The sequence below is a fragment of the Paenisporosarcina sp. P4_B8 genome, from assembly GCF_056402175.1.
The window spans coordinates 43,953-59,779 of sequence record NZ_JBFUHX010000015.1; the positions used below are offsets into that span (position 1 = coordinate 43,953).

Sequence of the window (15,827 nt, forward strand, 5' to 3'; positions counted from 1 at the left end):
TCAGCCACCAGATACTTTCTTTCTCTTGAATAAACCCCTATTACTGCTTTTGGCTAGCCAAAAGCCTTTTCTGTTAGTGACGCCCCCTTGCGCGTCTCCATAATTTTACTACTCCAACTAAACTCGTGATTTGTCCAACGAAATCATGAAAAATTCCAACGAAATCGGCTATTACTCCATCTAACCTTTTTCATAAAGGGGCTGTAGACAAAATCGGGCAGGTACCGTCACTTCGCTTTCCGTGGGCTTGGCTTCTGACTGCTCGTCACTTCGTTCCTCCGGGGTCTTCAGCTCAAGCTATTCCCACAGGAGTCTACGTGACGGTCCCCGCCCTGTATATAAAGCAAACAAAAGGTATTAAAAGTACCAACATTACTATGCTTTATCCTACAATTTCAAATGACAAATCTGTGAAGATCTACATTCTTTATGAAAAAGAAAAACCGATGTCTTTACATACATCCATATTTATCAAAACACTTTTGACAACAAACTGATAGGGGGATGAAACAAGCTCCTTGATTATTCAATTTCACTTTTTATTTTTCCTTTTATCAAGAGGTACTTCCACGTAAATTAGTTCCATATTCTACTTCTTGACTATCATTTGGTTGGTCGTCTAAAGTCATTCTCTGCTTATGATAGGATTTCTTTTAAAATGCAAAAAATAGTGAGCACACTATGAGTGGGCTCACTACACTAGATTACCTATTTAGATTCATTCACTTTGTGAAGGTACATCGACCGTTTCGCACCTTCCCCATTTACAACAAGTGTGCCATCTTTCGTGAATCGTGGTTTGACGAGTCGTTCTTGTAGTTGATTGAAAGTCGAAAGTGCTACAACGCCATCATCTTTTAATTTAAACAATTTCACTGTATTTGTATCCTTTACTGGAACACTTAAAGCAACATATTCACCGTACACTGCGTAAGCATCAAATGTGGGTGCATCTATTTCTTTAAATTTGCCACCATCTTTCAAATCGATATAGCCCAGGACTGCCCCTTCGCCTTCGTTTTGGAGCTGCGCAAATATTTTTTCATTGGTCAGAGTAACGTTTACTGCCATTTCATAAGGCACCGTATATTCCTTTACTTCGGATGAACCATGCACATCGTGTACATAGAATGTCACCATGCCATCTTCACCGAATTGCTGTCTTTCAGGAATTACAATCAAGCCATCATTAATAGCCGCTTTACTATTTGATCCGTTTACCAGTTCCTGGATCTCTTTCGTTTGTCTAGTCTGCAAATCCATTGCAACATAACCTCTAAAATTGTGGTTTTCATTACCCAAGAACATATACGTCAACGTATCATCCTCAATTTGTAAATCACTGATTGCCATGTTTGGAATTTCCGTCATTTCCTCACTATTACGATTTAAAATAAATAGTTTCCTTGAGCTAATCTCTTCCCAAACGAGCCATTTAGCATTGACGGCCAGTTCAAAAATACGGGCGTCTTCCTTTGGTTCCACTAATACCTTTTTTGTCTTTTCCGCAATTGAATAGGAATAAATGGCTTCCTGATCGGTGTATATCATTTCATTTGTGACATCCACGTATTGGGCATTAATCAAAGAATCATAATCCACTTCGGGAAAGGTGACTTCTGTTAACAAATCATGTTCAGATGAATGCAACGCTTTTTCCTCAGACCATTCTTGTATATACGGGAATGCAAGAAAACAGGACAAGCCAATAATTGCCACGCCAACGAGGGGTTTCAAAAGCCGCTGATTGAAAATGTTCGGTCGAGACATTCGTTGGTTCGCTTCCATCAAAATTTTACGTTTGTGCTCTTCGGATAACGTAAGTTGTTCTGGTATAGTAGCGTCCAATTGACGTTTAATGTTCTCTTGCATGTTCAATCTCCTCCTCGCTCATCGTTAATCTCGCTTTTTCCCGGCCTCGGGCCAATCTAGTTTTTACTGTGTTTGGGGAACACTTCAACACTTCTGCGATTTCTTTGACCGAAAGTTCGGCATAGTAATGAAGCCACAATACTTCTTTATTTTTAAGGGGAAGTTTTTCAATCAATTGTGCTACATAATGGATGCTTTCTTTCTTTAACAACGTGTCTTCCGGAGTTTGTTTATTTACAAGCAAAGCCCCCGCTAGATTGGTCAGTTCTGTCTTTCGGTAAGTCCAGCTTTTAAAGTAGTTATGACATTCGTTGACTGTTATGCTATATAAATATGTTTTGACACTGGAGCGTCCCTCAAAGTCTGTAAGGTGTATGTAATAGCGGATAAATACTTCTTGGACAATATCTTCTGCTTTTGTCTGATCTTTTACAAAGGCATAGGTGAGGCGGATTAAATAATGTCCATATTCATTCATTGCTGCGGTCAGTAATCTGTCTCTTTCTTGCTTATCCAAATCCTTCCCCTCCTTTCTTTCTTACCTGTTAGACAAAGCAAAACGAATGTCGGTTTCATTTTTTTGAAAATTCTTTTGCATTTTGGATGGATATACGTATCCAAGAATTTTTTCTTCTTGATACCATCCCTGTTATTAATAGAAAAGCACCCCTAATCGGATTGACAGTCGATTGGAGGTGCTTCTTTTTCAGTTCAATTCATAAAAATATAGAACTATTTAATGGATTAAGAAGTAGGAGATTAACGTGCTTAACAATAATAGGAACGATACGTTCTCTCGTCAGGCGCACAGGTGCAAACAAGCAATGGATGGCGAGTCCATCCACCAATGCATACAGTGTTTCGATTTCTTCCTGAAGTTCAATTCCTGGTTTCAATCTTCCGTGGGCTTCCAGTACAGAAAGGAGTTGCTGTAGCGCCTGCAAAATCCCATCATCTCCCTCGAATTTATGACGGAATTGGACATTGGCCATGAAGTGGAACCAAACTGTCATTTCGAGACGGGACTGGTCATCCAAAGGAATAATTTCCAAAGAGAAATGAACAAGCAACTCATCCATTGGTATGTCCTGTGCAAACTTTTTCTCAATCCGTTCCGTCACTCTTTCTTTCACCAACTCCATCGAATAGCTCAACAGCTCTTCTTGAGAAGAAAAATAATGGCGCAAAGATCCTAATGATAGATTTGCTTCATCGGCAATCGCCCGGACAGTTGTTCCTTCAATCCCTTTCTTCATAATCATTTCCCACGTGGCTTCTGCAATAATTTGTCTTCGTTCTTCGTGATTCACTTGTTTTGGCATAGGTTTATTATAGCGACTAATGTACAGTCAGACAATCTTTTTAGAACACTTGTATTAAATAAAACTTGATGGTATATTTTAATTAATACGAACGTACTAAATAAAACATGGAGGTGTGCACATGAATGGAATTGCTTGGGCCATTGTCATCTGTGAAATTTTATTTTGGTTATTTATCGTCAGTGGGCTTGTTGTTCGCTATATAGGAAAAAGAGAAAAACTTGGGTTTATACTTTTAGCAATGACACCATTGGTGGATTTGGCTTTGCTTGTATTAACGGGATTCGACTTGTACAGAGGTTCGACTGCCACAATGGCACATGGAATTGCTGCTATCTACATCGGGGTTTCCGTGGCTTACGGTAAATCGATGATTTGCTGGGCTGATGATCAGTTTTGTTTTTATATCCTAAAAAGCAAGAAAAAGCCAGCAAAAAAATCGGGGATGGCTTTTGCTAAACAAGATTTCCTCAATTGGATTAGGCATCTCTTCGCCTTTTTAATCGGTGCTGGGTTATTACTCGGTTTGACAATATGGGTGGGCAATGCCGACAGAACGGAAGCTTTTCAACAAATTCTTCGCGTATGGGCGATTGTACTCGGCATTGATTTACTCATCACCTTGAGCTACTTTATCTGGCCACGCCCAGCGAGGCATTCAGCCTAACTCTGCAAGTATTGATAAAAACAAGGAACAGCTTTATCAAGTGAAATTCAGCCATAATTAAAAGAGACTCCATAAATTGAAAGTCTCTTTTAAGTTGCTTGATATTGGATATAAGAAATGAATTTTAACGCCTGCATATTTTATAGTTTCTCATTTTTTTGTAACACCCAAATGGACGCTTTTCGTTCCGCATGTTATGGCCAATTAAGTTATGTTCAACCTACTAAAAGCCAAGCTTTATTGTTTAAATGTACCCGGTAGTGAAATTTTTGCTTTTCGGTATCCCTCAAAAATATCAATGGCAGCAAACACTACACACACGATGATGATGCTTTGATATGCCCAATCATAAAGGTTGGAATCAATCTTCAGTTGTTGCAAATAGACAACGAACTGCCCACTCAAAATCGAATCGTTTCCAATGATTGTAGCTAAAACCACCAAAGTAATGAGGTGTGTAATGGTATTCAGACTTGCAACCTTCATCGTCCATTGTCCGACAAAACCTTTATACAATGCCAGAGCTACCTCCAATACAATTACAAGGACTACTAGCAGCCAATAAGAATTCAGTATTTCCTGATTAAAAATGGGGAATTGAAATTCGATTCCGTTCCCTCCATTCTCATAGATTCCTACCAGTTTAGCAGCGTTGAAGTAAATAGCTGCCCAGGTAGCTGTCCATATTAGACTGCCTAAAATCATACATTTTTGAATGGCTTTTTTCTTTGGAATTGGATTTACGTTCTTTAAATCTTCCGGAGTCCATTTCTTCATTCTCATAGTTAATGGTACCTGGTCTCTCGATTTTTCCGTCCATTCAATGACAGCAAAGACCAAAGTTAACCAAAACGCTGTTTGCATGGCAGTGCTCAACAATTTCCAAATGGCTATTCCGAAAACATTGAGAATGACGGTTATGATTTCTTCATCCCCTTTAGCCGAAACAAGTGCATCCGCCACCGAAGCAATCAGTGTGATTGTCAATGCGATTGGTAGGATAAGTTTCAAAAGATTGATATATATATCGAAATACTTCGGGCCGATCAGATGCACTGGCCGATCCAAATAATTGCGTGCCATCACTGCCGGATTACCCAGCTCGGCGAGCACTGCCTTCACTTGAGCTTCGGTCGGTTCATCGGGTAGCATGTCTTCTATGGTAGAACGCAATTCTAAAGCAATGTCTTCCCTTGTGTTTTCAGGTAACCTTCTTGTAACTTCATGGATGTACAAATCAATCCACTTCATCTTGTTCGTCTCCTTTCAATAATCCGTACAGTTCTTGTGATGTTTTTTCCCATTCTTCTTTTAGCTGTTCAAAAACTTCTACACCGAACGCGCTCAATACGTAATATCGGCGCGGCCTGCTCTCTGTTGTCTCCCATGTACTGGTCACGAGCTCTTGTTTTTCTAAACGCCTCAATAATGGATAAAGTGTACTTTGATCAATTTTGATGCCGTTCTTTTCCAATCTTTGGACGAGTGAATAGCCGTACTGTGGAGTTCTCAATTGACTCAATACCGCCAAAGTTAACGTCCCCCTGCGCAATTCAGTCGTCAAAGAACCCAAAAGTTGATTCATTATTTCACCTCTTTCTCTATACTGTATGTCACACACCTTCATACTGTACATCATACATTATTGTATTCTGAATAGTAAATAAAAATGAAGGCTTATGAAAAAGAAAAAAGACTTTCAATTAATTATTAATTGAAAGTCTCTTATTGTAGCTGAAAGAAAAAATGAATCACGGTAACTTAATCTTTATCGCAGATTTCTTACACCGCTTGCTGTTTTTTACGAATATACAGGGACAGACACATAAACAACACTAGATAAAATGCCAAAATGGCTATGTTTTTCACTTCAGGTACATTTCCACGAATGATTTCCCATGCCCCGTTGCCGTAATTGTATGCGGGCAACCAAGACCCCAATGTTTGGATTGTTTTCGGCAACACTTCCATTGGCATCCACATACCACCTGTTATTGCCAGAAGCATATAAACCATGTTACTGACCCCACTAGCTGTTTCTACCTTCTTCATCGTCCCAACCAGGACACCAATACCAAGGAAAGGAATAGAACCTACTAAAATCCACAATCCACTCATTATCCAGTCCGTCGCAGGCAAAGATACCCCATTAATCAAAACCCCTGCAACGAAAAGCACAACAATTGACAACATATGAATCATCGTTTGCCCCAGCATTTTTGACAGGAAATAGACCATTCCAGAGAGCGGCGTCACTTTCATGAATGTTGTCCAGCCCTGTGATTGTTCCTGTACCATCCGTATGCCCAACGTCATGATTGCACTTCCCATTACACTGAACGTCGTAATGGACATCAGGAAGTGTGCATTCCATAGTTCTCTGTCAGGAACATCCGTATTCATGATTTTTGTAAAGATCACATAAAACACAATTGGCATAAAAAGTGACCAGAAAAGATAATATGGGTTACGGAAAATCCGTAAACCTTCAATTTTGCATTGATTTAGGAACATATTCATTTAGATGACCTCCTGCGGTTCAATTGTCAATTGTTCAAATGCTTCCTCAAGACGTCCTTTTTCAACCGCAATATCACTTACTTCAAATTTAGATTCAAAAATTTTATGTAAGACCGCATCCGTGTTACTGGTGAACACATGAATCCGTCCATTTTTTTCAAGGACTTTTGACACATATGGCTCTTGAAGGAAAAGCATTTCAGATTCCACTTTTGAGGCAATGAATGAAATAGACTGAGTCAAAAGATTGCCTTTGATTTTTTCAGGGCTTCCGTCCGCAACTATTTTTCCTTTATGGAATAAAATGATTCGGTCAGCTATATCGTCCGCTTCTTGCAAGTAATGCGTGGAAAATAGAATCGTCTTTCCTTGGTCGGCCAGTGTTCTCACGGTATCCCAAAAAACTTTACGGGCTGCTATATCCATTCCGACCGTCGGCTCATCAAAAAACAAAAGATCCGGATTACCCGCAAGTGCTAAAGCAAAGCCGACTCTACGTTTTTGGCCACCCGATAGCTTTTCAGTTCGTTTGTTCAATTCTTCTTCGTTCAATCCCGTTAAGCCGATTAGCTGATCGAGCGACAGTGGTTCAGGGTAGTAACTTCTAAACAGACGGATGATTTCCTTCACCTTTAGTCCATCCATCAAACTGACTTCCTGCAGCATCACGCCTATTCTTTCCCGAACCTTTACTTCTTTCGCATTTGATTGGAACAGCTTGGATTCGCCACTTGTCGGATGCAATAGGCCAAGCATCATGAGGATGGTCGTGCTCTTGCCAGCCCCATTCGGACCTAGAATCGCAACGACCTCTCCTTTCTCGACCGAAAATGAAACATCGTCCACCGCTTTATTGTCTTTAAATGTTTTTGTGAGTCCTATAATTTCAACAACTTTCCCCAATCCTGTAACCCCCATTAGCATAATGCTTTTTCTCTTTGAAATTTACGTTCATATCCAGTCGATTATGTCATGAGATACTCGCATTTGGCTCTCCCCTTTGTTACATCCCTTCCATCTCGATGGCAAAATGAATCCCACTAGTTGAACGTCCATTATCAATGACTTGTTATAAATTCCTTCATGCATGTAAACAATTGCACTAGTGTACATTTTGTTTTCGTTAAGAGTTACAGAAATCCCTCTTTTTTACAATAACTAATATAAAGTTTCGCTAAGTTATCGTGCGCCACGCCTTCTCTATTCTTAATTAATGTGTAGTCCATCGTGACTCTGGTTGCATGAGTTGGTCCTATACACAAAAAAATGGCCAATCCACATTGGACTGACCATGATCAATTACTTCTTATAGATCTCTTTATAAGCAATGACTTGCAACGCCAACATTTCTTCTTCCGTTAAGTCCTCATTGAGGGCCTGCATTACTTCTTCTTTAGATGCAGATCCATTTTTCACTTTTGCTTGTAAATCTTGAAGCTTGGTGACACCAACCTTTTTGACCAGGACGCGTGTGGCTTCTCCTTTAGTAGTAAAAGGCAATGTACTTTCATCTGCCGACTCGGCTTCCTTCATCATTTCCATCAGTTCAGGGTCATTTTCTATATAAGATTTCACTTCATTCATTTGGCCACTAGCCTCGAGTTCCGTTGAAACGGAATCAACCACTTTTTCTGAAGCGACATTGGTTCCGAAATAATAAAGTCCATAGCCTGCTAGTCCTAAAATCAGGATTACAACTAACAATTTCTTCATCTTCTCACTCCTTTTTTACGGTGCATTATATAACAGACGTCTGGGAACACAAAAAGTAACGGCTTTCATCTGTTCAATTTTTACCAATTTTTTTTTTATTTTTTGTATCATTTGATTATTTATGGCATATACATATTGAATGTGGTCAAAATTGAAACCATGTTTTCATTAGAATGACATGTAATGAATTGATCATACGCAAAAATTAAAAAGAGAAGGTGAGTACATGATTAATCATTATGAATTGCAACAAATGATGGAAGCGAAAAGAATGGAGATAGATCGTCAAATTGAAATGCAGTCTTATTTCCTACAGGGAGAGCAGACAAAAGAAAGTTTGAGTCTGTTGGAACTGTTCAAGAAAACGTTCAGCAATCGAAGAAATAGCAAAGACGAATATTGTGAAAATTGCTAGAAGCTTAGATACGCATGCGGAAATTGCACTACTTCTTTCATTATCTTGATAAAAACTTTGACATACAAGTTAATTTGTTATAAGTTACCCTATGGACGAACAATTACAATTAACTTAACTTTAATATTCGTGTTTAGGGGTGCTTATTATGGAAAATGTGTTTGATTATGAAGATATTCAATTGATTCCGGCAAAATGTGTAGTTAATAGCCGGTCAGAATGTGATACAACGGTCGCTTTGGGCGAACATACTTTCAAGTTGCCTGTGGTACCTGCAAATATGCAGACGATTATTGACGAAAAGATCGCGATTCACTTAGCTGAAAATGGTTACTTCTATGTAATGCATCGTTTTCAACCTGAGAAGCGAGTAGACTTTATCAAAGATATGCATTCCCGTGAATTAATCGCATCAATTAGTGTTGGAGTCAAAGAAGAAGAATATCATTTCATCCAACAATTGGCTGATGAGCAACTTACACCGGAATACATCACGATTGATATTGCTCATGGGCATTCTAATGCTGTGATTGAGATGATTCAGCATATAAAGAAATACCTTCCTCAGAGTTTTGTTATTGCTGGAAATGTTGGAACCCCGGAAGCAGTTAGAGAATTGGAGAATGCCGGCGCGGATGCGACGAAAGTGGGCATTGGACCAGGAAAAGTCTGTATCACCAAGATTAAAACTGGGTTTGGCACGGGTGGTTGGCAATTGGCTGCACTTCGTTGGTGTGCCAAGGCTGCAAGCAAGCCGATTATTGCTGACGGAGGCATTCGTACACATGGCGATATTGCGAAATCAGTCAGATTTGGTGCTTCCATGGTCATGATTGGTTCATTATTTGCCGGTCATGATGAATCTCCAGGAAAAACAGTTGAAAAAGATGGCAAGCTATTTAAAGAATATTTTGGTTCCGCTTCGGAATTCCAAAAAGGCGAAAAGAAGAATGTTGAAGGCAAGAAAATGATTGTTGAGCATAAAGGTTCTTTGGTAGATACGTTGAAAGAAATGGAACAAGATCTTCAATCCGCTATATCCTATTCGGGAGGAAACAAATTAGAAGCCATCCGCAACGTGGATTATGTAATCGTCAAGAATTCTATTTTTAACGGTGACAAAGTGTATTAAGATTACGCTGAATTTCTGATGAATTTCCAGTAAAATGATTGGCATATTCATATTAAAACGGGCGGCTGAAGATTGTACTTCAGCCGCCCGTTTTCTCTAAAAAATTCAAGTAAATAAGACCATTATCGAATGTTTTCCTAATCACCGCCATATCCTTTAGGACTCTTTTATATTTTGTGCGGAGGTTGGAATCCATGAAAAAAATGTTGCTCCTTATTGTCATGCTTTTCACATATGGATGTACGCAACCACCTAGTGAACCGCCAACTGAGCGTACGACTCTTCCCAAGAATGATTTTCTAATCATTGCCCATCGCGGTGCATCTGCCTACGCTGCAGAGCACACACTTTCTTCATACGAAATGGCCATACAGATGGGTGCGGACTACATTGAAATTGATCTTCAAATGACGAAAGACGGAAAATTAGTTGCGATGCATGATCGGGTTGTCACTTTTCATAACGCCCAGCAAGCGGTAACAGATGTCACGTTTGATGAAATCCAACTCCATTCTCCTGAAAAAGCGTTCGAGAAAAACCATCTTGAGTACACCCTACCGCATTATGATGATTTGCGAATTGTTGATTTGGAGGAGATTCTCCTTCATTTCGGTGATACCGTCAATTATTACATTGAAATAAAATCACCCAAAACGTATCCAGGAATCGAAGAGGAGCTGTTGAAACAATTAAGTGAACATAACCTCCTAAATAGGGGCGACATCATTCCAAAAGTAATCATTCAGTCATTTGACGCAAAAACCTTAAAAAACATATTCGCTATGGAGCCTTCCATTCCCTTAATCAAACTTTATACATTCGAGGAAGAAGCGCATATTCCCAAGAAACAACTGAAAGAACTCACACAGTATGCATCGGGAGTTGGTGTAAATTCAGTTGCCGTGTCTAAGAAATTCATCGATTTGATGCACAGCAAAAACTTGATTGTTCATCCTTACACGGTCAATGATGCAGAAACGATGCGTTTTCTAATTAATCTAGGCGTAAACGGATTTTTTACGGACAGACCCGATGTAGCAAATTGGGTTAGAAGTGAGACGAACAAATTGGAGAATAAATAGAACAATACCGCCAAACTGATGCTTAATGGTTAAAGCTTATTTTTCACTCATTTCGTATATACCTTCTTAAACTAAAATACTGCGTTTGTTAAGAATGAATTCTCTAATTAGCCTATCCTTCTTTAATAACCGAGGTCACCATGTGTAACGAATCCCATTCCCCCATTGAGAAGCGTACAATGGGATATTTTTTGGGGAAGAGGATTTTATTGATTTGTTTAGGTGGCAGGCCTTTGTCGTGGAGCACAATGATTTTGCTTTGAAGCTCCAGTAGGTATTCGAGTTTGCGATTAAGATTGTCTCTGCCGTTCTGTAAGTACCCTGCATGATTGCAATATACTTCATTGAAATCGTAAGTAAGGGCTCGTTGCAGGGAGTTGATTAGGGTAGGAATGCTTTCGTCTCGAAGAACTACTTTTGTCCGTTCCTGACAATATAAGTCTCCGGTGAATAGTTGGCCCGTTTCTTTATTCAGAAAGGACATATGATCCTGCGAATGACCAGGGGTGTGAATAGTCTCCCATTTTGCCCCTCTGCTTGAGAAAGTGCTCTTTATCGGCTCAGCATTGAATGGTCCTCGTTTCCCCCAGAACAACTTCCTATATAAAGGATAGTTCGCTTTTGACTGACAGTCTTCTATATATCGTTCATGCATATAAATTGGTTTTCCTAACTGTTGTAGATAAGCCGCCCCACCTGTGTGATCTTCATGATGGTGGGTAATCATGACCTGATTGATTTCGTGTTGGTCAAAAAATAGTTGAAATTCTTTTTCGAGTGACTTTGCACCAGTATCTATTAATACGCCGTCCGACACAAAACAGTACACATTTAGGTTTACGCCTTGAAATGCCACATTGCCATTGACCATTTGAACTCCACTTACTTCGGACAGCTCCACCTTTTTCTTGAAAATCATTCATCCCACTCCTCTTGAAAAACCTCTCTGTTTAGATGACTTTAGCATAAAATGAATGACTATTCACTTCAATTTCTCCTGTTATGATGAATGAATTACTCTTCACATTCCATAAATGATAAAGAAGTGACAGATTTTTCACCTCATTTCAGCTACAATGCATTAAGTGCCTAAAATTTGTAATTATTGGAGGAATTGGATGTATAAGAATATGTTAAACCCCTTATTTTTATTGTTAATTCTTTTTTTCGTTGCTGCTTGTTCCGAGGTAGACGATACATCTTCGCAACAAAGTAGCGAAGATGATGTTCAAGAAGTTGTTCCTGAGGATTCAGATTCACAATCTGAGAAGGATGATGGCGAGACAGTTCCTGTTGTGAACGAAGAGCCAGAAGTGTTAAGTGATGCTGAAATAAGAGTGGTCATGGATAAGTTTCAAAAGATAGAAGACATTGTTAAAGAGACGAATAGCAAGATGACATTTTCTGATGAAGAAAGAACCCAATCAGAAGTGATGGCAGCTAAACTTCAAGAAAACTTACCGGAAAGTATAAAGGAATTGGTATCAAGCGAAATGCTTAACAAGGAATTGCCGGAAGAGCTTCAGTATTGGTATTATTCAAGTGGAGAAGATGGGTTCTTCCCTGAAGTTTCTTTGGATGCACGGATGGAAGTTATTGAAAATACTCCACAATTCATAAAGGTGAAAACCTTCCAATTGAATGACTTTTTCCAATGGCATGGAAATGTCTATATAACAGCAGTGAACGAAAATGGGCAGTGGTTAATTGATGGCGGTTACGAATGGGTAGATGTAGACAAAGAACCTCTAGACTTGTCAAAAGAGGAATTACTCATCCATGAAGAAACGATTAATGATTCCGAAATAGAGTTTATCGCAGAAGAAACCATAACGAGCACTCTGGACGATGGCACTTCAAAAACGGCAAATGCGATTATCGTTAAGATTGTTAAAGATAACACGCTAAAGGGACGGTTTACTGATACAGGGGAAGTCGTGAATAAGCTACCTGAAAAATTCAAGTCGGCCGACTGAAATTAGTGCAGAAATATCTGTAAGAAAAAAAGAATGATGTGGATTTTCAACTAATTTACTGCGTAAGTTAAAGTGAAAACATTCACACCCATCCTTCATATTCTTTAAGAATTAATAAACCCATTAAAAAGGAGCGGCTGAAGAAAGATTCAGCCACTCCTTTTTTCACTTGCTATTAAGTTTTTCGGTAAATAGTTGATCCATAATAGGGTTCGATTTGTTTTGTGCCTTTTTCACAAAGATAGGATTCAAAAGAACCAATGCCAAGATGTTAGCAAGAAGCCCCCAGAACCCTTCATAAATCCCGAATGAATTTCCTGTAGAATACACAGCAAAAGTTACACCAAGCCCTACAAGTAAACCGATGATTGTTGCTTCTCTTGTCTGGTTTCTCCAGAATAAACTAAAGACGATGGCTGGGAAGATTTGAACCATTCCAGATACCCCTAGAAGTTGAAGTGACACAAGTGCTGTCGGGAAAAGCATACCGAAAATTAATGCTAGTCCTATAACGACAAATACCATCGAACGAGTAATCATCGTCAATTTTGCTGGTTTGACATTTGGATTAATAAAATCACGGTAAATATTATTCGCAAATAAATTCGAAGCTCCGATTGCCATGATTGAACATGGAATCAATGACGCCAGTGCGATTGTTGAATAAGCCAGCCCTTGTACTACCCCACCGTAAGACACTTGAATTAAATTCAACAATGCAAAACGTGGATCGCTTCCTTCTGGCAGTACAAGGTAAGCTGCAAAGCCAAGGAAAACAACAAGAATTAAGACGATATTATAAAACGGTAAATAGATGGCATTTTTACGAAGTACATCTGCATTTTTCGCGGTGAATACACCTGTTACCGCGTGTGCCCACATGAATAGTGCCAAGCCTGAAACCAATGAAGCAGTCAAGAACCACGGAATTCCTTTTGGTCCTGTAGTCGGTATGGTTAACAACTCTGGAGAGTCTGTGACGATTTTGTCAATCATCGAACCCCAACTTCCAAAGTGAATGATTGGAATTGACACAACCAGGAATAACATAATGACCCATACTAAAATGTCTTTAATGACCGCGGTATAAGCTGGTCCTTTTATTCCACTGAAGAATGTATACAGTGCTACTAACAGGAATGAAATAATAACAACAACTTTTATATTAATAAAACCTGTACCCGCAACCGTTAAAGTATCTTGAATACCTGCCAACTGTAGATCTATGTATGGAATGAGCATCAAAACACCGACAACCGCAATCAACAGCGATAAAAATTTGCTATCGAAGCGACCTTTTGCATAGTCAGCAAGGGTCGTTAATTTATGCTTCTTAGAAACTTCCCATAACTTCGGAAGATAGAAATAAGAAACGAAGAACGCAATTATCGTATATGGAATCGCGAAGAACGCAATACTCCCAGCTGCGAATGCAGTACTCGTCAAACCTAAGAATGTGTATGCTGTATATAAGTCTGCTCCGACTAAGAGCCATACGAGCAATGGACCAAAACGTCTTCCACCAACAGACCACTCTTCTACCGAACTCCGGCTTGATTTATTTCGTCCAGCGATAAATCCAATTAAAACCACCGATAATACTATGAAACTAGTAATTAATAACGCTGTTAAATTCCCCTGCATCATTCAATACTCCCTTCTGACTTCTGTATGCGATAAATGACATACGTACATAATGGAGTAAGAATCATCCCTAAAAATAACCAAAAATGAAGAAATGGCAATCCCAAGATAATCGGTTCAATTCGATTAACAAAAGGAATTGCGCCAAGCATAAGGACAAACGGTAAAATAGTTAGAATTACAATAATCAATTTTTTGCTCATCTGTATCCTCCTAGGTGTAATTTAGATAATATATTGGAATAGTTATAATTATCAATCATTAATATTATCAGATAGAAATTTTAATACAAGGGAATCTCATGAAAACGGTTACAAAGTTCCAATTAAACTAGATGAAATAACGGTTCAAGATTTTTCCCACTAACTACCCCTGCACCATTACCTATAAATAAAAAAGACAAACAAAGTGAAATCACTTTGCTCGTCTCAGTTGTAATTACTATTTGAGGAAATCTTTTTCTTCTTCCAAGGTTTAAATACGGATATATAAGAATTGTTACGCATGGGGTTTTTTAAAATTTGTGTAACCACATGTTCATGCATAATGCATATCCGTCTTCTTTCATTAAACGAAAAAAAGGACTGTCAGATTAACAGTCCTTCTGGATCTCATTCTTTCACTAATGTTAGTCCCCACTATTCTTTGCAAAATTACCGTCAACCTCAACAGTCTCAAATATATTAATAAAGGCATGTTCATCATATTTCCGGACAATTTTTTTGATTTGCAATGTTTCATAACGTGTAACAACCATCATTAATATTTGTTTCTTTTCTTGGGTGTAGCCTCCGTAACCTTCCGTAATCGTCATACCTCGATAGATGGACTCCAGTAGATCATTGCGTATTAAGTCGCCTTTTGAAGTGACTATCTGCATCGTCAATTTGACATGATTGGTGAAGATCGTATCAATCATTTTACCGGTCAAAAATATGGATAAAAGAGTGTATAATGCGATATCCCAGCCGAAAACAAATCCAGAAATCAGAACAATTACACCGTTCATAGCTGTTAGAAGTAGTCCAATACTAACATTACTGATTCGGGAAACCATAATCGCTATAATATCCAAACCGCCTGAAGTTCCAGAGTATTTCAAAATAAGACCGATACCCAGGCCACCCAGGCCTCCACCAAAAACAGTGGAAAGCAAGATATTGTCGGTAACTTGAACTACCGGCAATATATATAAGAAGACCGACAGTGAAATGACACAAACCAATGTATTGATCGTAATGGTTTTTCCGAGTTTGAAATAACCCAACACAACTAAAGGTAAATTAAATAATAGATTCAATAAGCCAGTATTAAATGGAGTGATCAACCCAACCAGAATAGCTAATCCACTAATTCCGCTGCTTAAAATACCATAAGGAACCAAAAAGAAATTAAAAGCGAATGCCACAATTAGTGAGCCTGTGATGACAATGGTATTTTTTAAAAACATAAACATTCCTCCAACTTCTTTGAATAATGCTCTG

General features: G+C 38.8%; 17 protein-coding genes. 5 read left to right on the plus strand and 12 right to left on the minus strand.

Going from position 1 to position 15,827, the window contains the following annotated elements:
• Positions 1-708: 708 nt before the first annotated feature.
• The 3 genes from AC1DSK_RS13665 to AC1DSK_RS13675 form a co-directional block, all read right to left on the minus strand.
• Complete coding sequence (locus AC1DSK_RS13665) at positions 709-1,872, minus strand: hypothetical protein (protein WP_477548353.1); 1,164 nt, start codon at positions 1,870-1,872, stop codon at positions 709-711.
• Positions 1,856-2,389, minus strand: coding sequence for a sigma-70 family RNA polymerase sigma factor (locus tag AC1DSK_RS13670; RefSeq protein ID WP_477548354.1), 534 nt, complete (start codon positions 2,387-2,389; stop codon positions 1,856-1,858). Before AC1DSK_RS13670 ends, AC1DSK_RS13665 begins: the two co-directional genes overlap by 17 nt.
• A 199-nt stretch (positions 2,390-2,588) precedes the next feature.
• Positions 2,589-3,194 (minus strand): TetR/AcrR family transcriptional regulator, encoded by a 606-nt coding sequence (locus AC1DSK_RS13675; protein ID WP_477548355.1) that lies wholly within the window; start codon positions 3,192-3,194, stop codon positions 2,589-2,591.
• Between the two features lie 121 nt (positions 3,195-3,315).
• Between AC1DSK_RS13675 and AC1DSK_RS13680 the strand changes: the two genes are divergently transcribed.
• A complete protein-coding gene (locus AC1DSK_RS13680; RefSeq protein WP_477548356.1) occupies positions 3,316-3,861 on the plus strand; it encodes a hypothetical protein in 546 nt (181 codons plus the stop codon).
• A gap of 237 nt (positions 3,862-4,098) precedes the next feature.
• Here AC1DSK_RS13680 and AC1DSK_RS13685 read toward each other — a convergent pair whose 3' ends face one another.
• From AC1DSK_RS13685 to AC1DSK_RS13705, 5 genes are all read right to left on the minus strand, one after another.
• Complete coding sequence (locus AC1DSK_RS13685; protein ID WP_477548357.1) at positions 4,099-5,112, minus strand: HAAS signaling domain-containing protein; 1,014 nt, start codon at positions 5,110-5,112, stop codon at positions 4,099-4,101.
• Positions 5,099-5,446 carry a PadR family transcriptional regulator gene (locus tag AC1DSK_RS13690; protein ID WP_477548358.1) on the minus strand — a complete coding sequence of 116 codons (348 nt, stop codon included), beginning with the start codon at positions 5,444-5,446 and terminating at the stop codon, positions 5,099-5,101. Before AC1DSK_RS13690 ends, AC1DSK_RS13685 begins: the two co-directional genes overlap by 14 nt.
• A gap of 197 nt (positions 5,447-5,643) precedes the next feature.
• Entirely contained in the window at positions 5,644-6,381 is a 738-nt protein-coding gene (locus AC1DSK_RS13695; RefSeq protein WP_477548359.1) for an ABC transporter permease, read from the minus strand.
• A complete protein-coding gene (locus AC1DSK_RS13700; RefSeq protein WP_342542392.1) occupies positions 6,382-7,284 on the minus strand; it encodes an ABC transporter ATP-binding protein in 903 nt (300 codons plus the stop codon).
• 396 nt (positions 7,285-7,680) lie between these two features.
• Positions 7,681-8,094: a hypothetical protein gene (locus tag AC1DSK_RS13705; protein WP_477548360.1), complete on the minus strand. Its 414-nt coding sequence runs from the start codon at positions 8,092-8,094 to the stop codon at positions 7,681-7,683.
• A 226-nt stretch (positions 8,095-8,320) separates the two neighbouring features.
• Here AC1DSK_RS13705 and AC1DSK_RS13710 point away from each other — a divergent pair, with 226 nt between their 5' ends.
• The 3 genes from AC1DSK_RS13710 (at position 8,321) to AC1DSK_RS13720 (ending at position 10,723) form a co-directional block, all read left to right on the plus strand.
• Positions 8,321-8,509, plus strand: a complete 189-nt coding sequence (locus tag AC1DSK_RS13710) for a hypothetical protein (RefSeq protein ID WP_477548361.1) — start codon at positions 8,321-8,323, stop codon at positions 8,507-8,509.
• A 148-nt stretch (positions 8,510-8,657) separates the two neighbouring features.
• Positions 8,658-9,641, plus strand: coding sequence for a GMP reductase (guaC, locus tag AC1DSK_RS13715; RefSeq protein ID WP_477548362.1), 984 nt, complete (start codon positions 8,658-8,660; stop codon positions 9,639-9,641).
• 194 nt (positions 9,642-9,835) lie between these two features.
• Positions 9,836-10,723: a glycerophosphodiester phosphodiesterase family protein gene (locus tag AC1DSK_RS13720; protein ID WP_477548363.1), complete on the plus strand. Its 888-nt coding sequence runs from the start codon at positions 9,836-9,838 to the stop codon at positions 10,721-10,723.
• A gap of 112 nt (positions 10,724-10,835) precedes the next feature.
• Here AC1DSK_RS13720 and AC1DSK_RS13725 read toward each other — a convergent pair whose 3' ends face one another.
• Positions 10,836-11,642, minus strand: a complete 807-nt coding sequence (locus AC1DSK_RS13725) for an MBL fold metallo-hydrolase (RefSeq protein WP_477598292.1) — start codon at positions 11,640-11,642, stop codon at positions 10,836-10,838.
• A 199-nt stretch (positions 11,643-11,841) separates the two neighbouring features.
• Here AC1DSK_RS13725 and AC1DSK_RS13730 point away from each other — a divergent pair, with 199 nt between their 5' ends.
• The gene (locus AC1DSK_RS13730; protein WP_477548365.1) at positions 11,842-12,699 is read left to right on the plus strand and encodes a hypothetical protein; all 858 of its coding nucleotides are present in this window, start codon (positions 11,842-11,844) and stop codon (positions 12,697-12,699) included.
• A gap of 165 nt (positions 12,700-12,864) precedes the next feature.
• Here AC1DSK_RS13730 and AC1DSK_RS13735 read toward each other — a convergent pair whose 3' ends face one another.
• The 3 genes from AC1DSK_RS13735 to AC1DSK_RS13745 form a co-directional block, all read right to left on the minus strand.
• Positions 12,865-14,343 (minus strand): sodium:solute symporter family protein, encoded by a 1,479-nt coding sequence (locus AC1DSK_RS13735; RefSeq protein WP_477548375.1) that lies wholly within the window; start codon positions 14,341-14,343, stop codon positions 12,865-12,867.
• A complete protein-coding gene (locus tag AC1DSK_RS13740) occupies positions 14,343-14,546 on the minus strand; it encodes a DUF3311 domain-containing protein (protein WP_477548366.1) in 204 nt (67 codons plus the stop codon). Before AC1DSK_RS13740 ends, AC1DSK_RS13735 begins: the two co-directional genes overlap by 1 nt.
• A 425-nt stretch (positions 14,547-14,971) precedes the next feature.
• Positions 14,972-15,793: a YitT family protein gene (locus tag AC1DSK_RS13745; protein ID WP_477548367.1), complete on the minus strand. Its 822-nt coding sequence runs from the start codon at positions 15,791-15,793 to the stop codon at positions 14,972-14,974.
• Between the last annotated feature and the right edge of the window lie 34 nt (positions 15,794-15,827).

Excerpts from the sequence above, each read along its gene's own strand:
- AC1DSK_RS13665 (WP_477548353.1), bottom strand. The coding sequence starts at position 1,872 with ATGCAAGAGAACATTAAACGTCAATTGGACGCTACTATACCAGAACAA.
- AC1DSK_RS13675 (WP_477548355.1), bottom strand. The coding sequence starts at position 3,194 with ATGCCAAAACAAGTGAATCACGAAGAACGAAGACAAATTATTGCAGAA.
- AC1DSK_RS13680 (WP_477548356.1), top strand. The coding sequence starts at position 3,316 with ATGAATGGAATTGCTTGGGCCATTGTCATCTGTGAAATTTTATTTTGG.
- AC1DSK_RS13685 (WP_477548357.1), bottom strand. The coding sequence starts at position 5,112 with ATGAAGTGGATTGATTTGTACATCCATGAAGTTACAAGAAGGTTACCT.
- AC1DSK_RS13690 (WP_477548358.1), bottom strand. The coding sequence starts at position 5,446 with ATGAATCAACTTTTGGGTTCTTTGACGACTGAATTGCGCAGGGGGACG.
- AC1DSK_RS13695 (WP_477548359.1), bottom strand. The coding sequence starts at position 6,381 with ATGAATATGTTCCTAAATCAATGCAAAATTGAAGGTTTACGGATTTTC.
- AC1DSK_RS13705 (WP_477548360.1), bottom strand. The coding sequence starts at position 8,094 with ATGAAGAAATTGTTAGTTGTAATCCTGATTTTAGGACTAGCAGGCTAT.
- AC1DSK_RS13710 (WP_477548361.1), top strand. The coding sequence starts at position 8,321 with ATGATTAATCATTATGAATTGCAACAAATGATGGAAGCGAAAAGAATG.
- guaC (WP_477548362.1), top strand. The coding sequence starts at position 8,658 with ATGGAAAATGTGTTTGATTATGAAGATATTCAATTGATTCCGGCAAAA.
- AC1DSK_RS13720 (WP_477548363.1), top strand. The coding sequence starts at position 9,836 with ATGAAAAAAATGTTGCTCCTTATTGTCATGCTTTTCACATATGGATGT.
- AC1DSK_RS13725 (WP_477598292.1), bottom strand. The coding sequence starts at position 11,642 with ATGATTTTCAAGAAAAAGGTGGAGCTGTCCGAAGTAAGTGGAGTTCAA.
- AC1DSK_RS13730 (WP_477548365.1), top strand. The coding sequence starts at position 11,842 with ATGTATAAGAATATGTTAAACCCCTTATTTTTATTGTTAATTCTTTTT.
- AC1DSK_RS13735 (WP_477548375.1), bottom strand. The coding sequence starts at position 14,343 with ATGCAGGGGAATTTAACAGCGTTATTAATTACTAGTTTCATAGTATTA.
- AC1DSK_RS13740 (WP_477548366.1), bottom strand. The coding sequence starts at position 14,546 with ATGAGCAAAAAATTGATTATTGTAATTCTAACTATTTTACCGTTTGTC.
- AC1DSK_RS13745 (WP_477548367.1), bottom strand. The coding sequence starts at position 15,793 with ATGTTTTTAAAAAATACCATTGTCATCACAGGCTCACTAATTGTGGCA.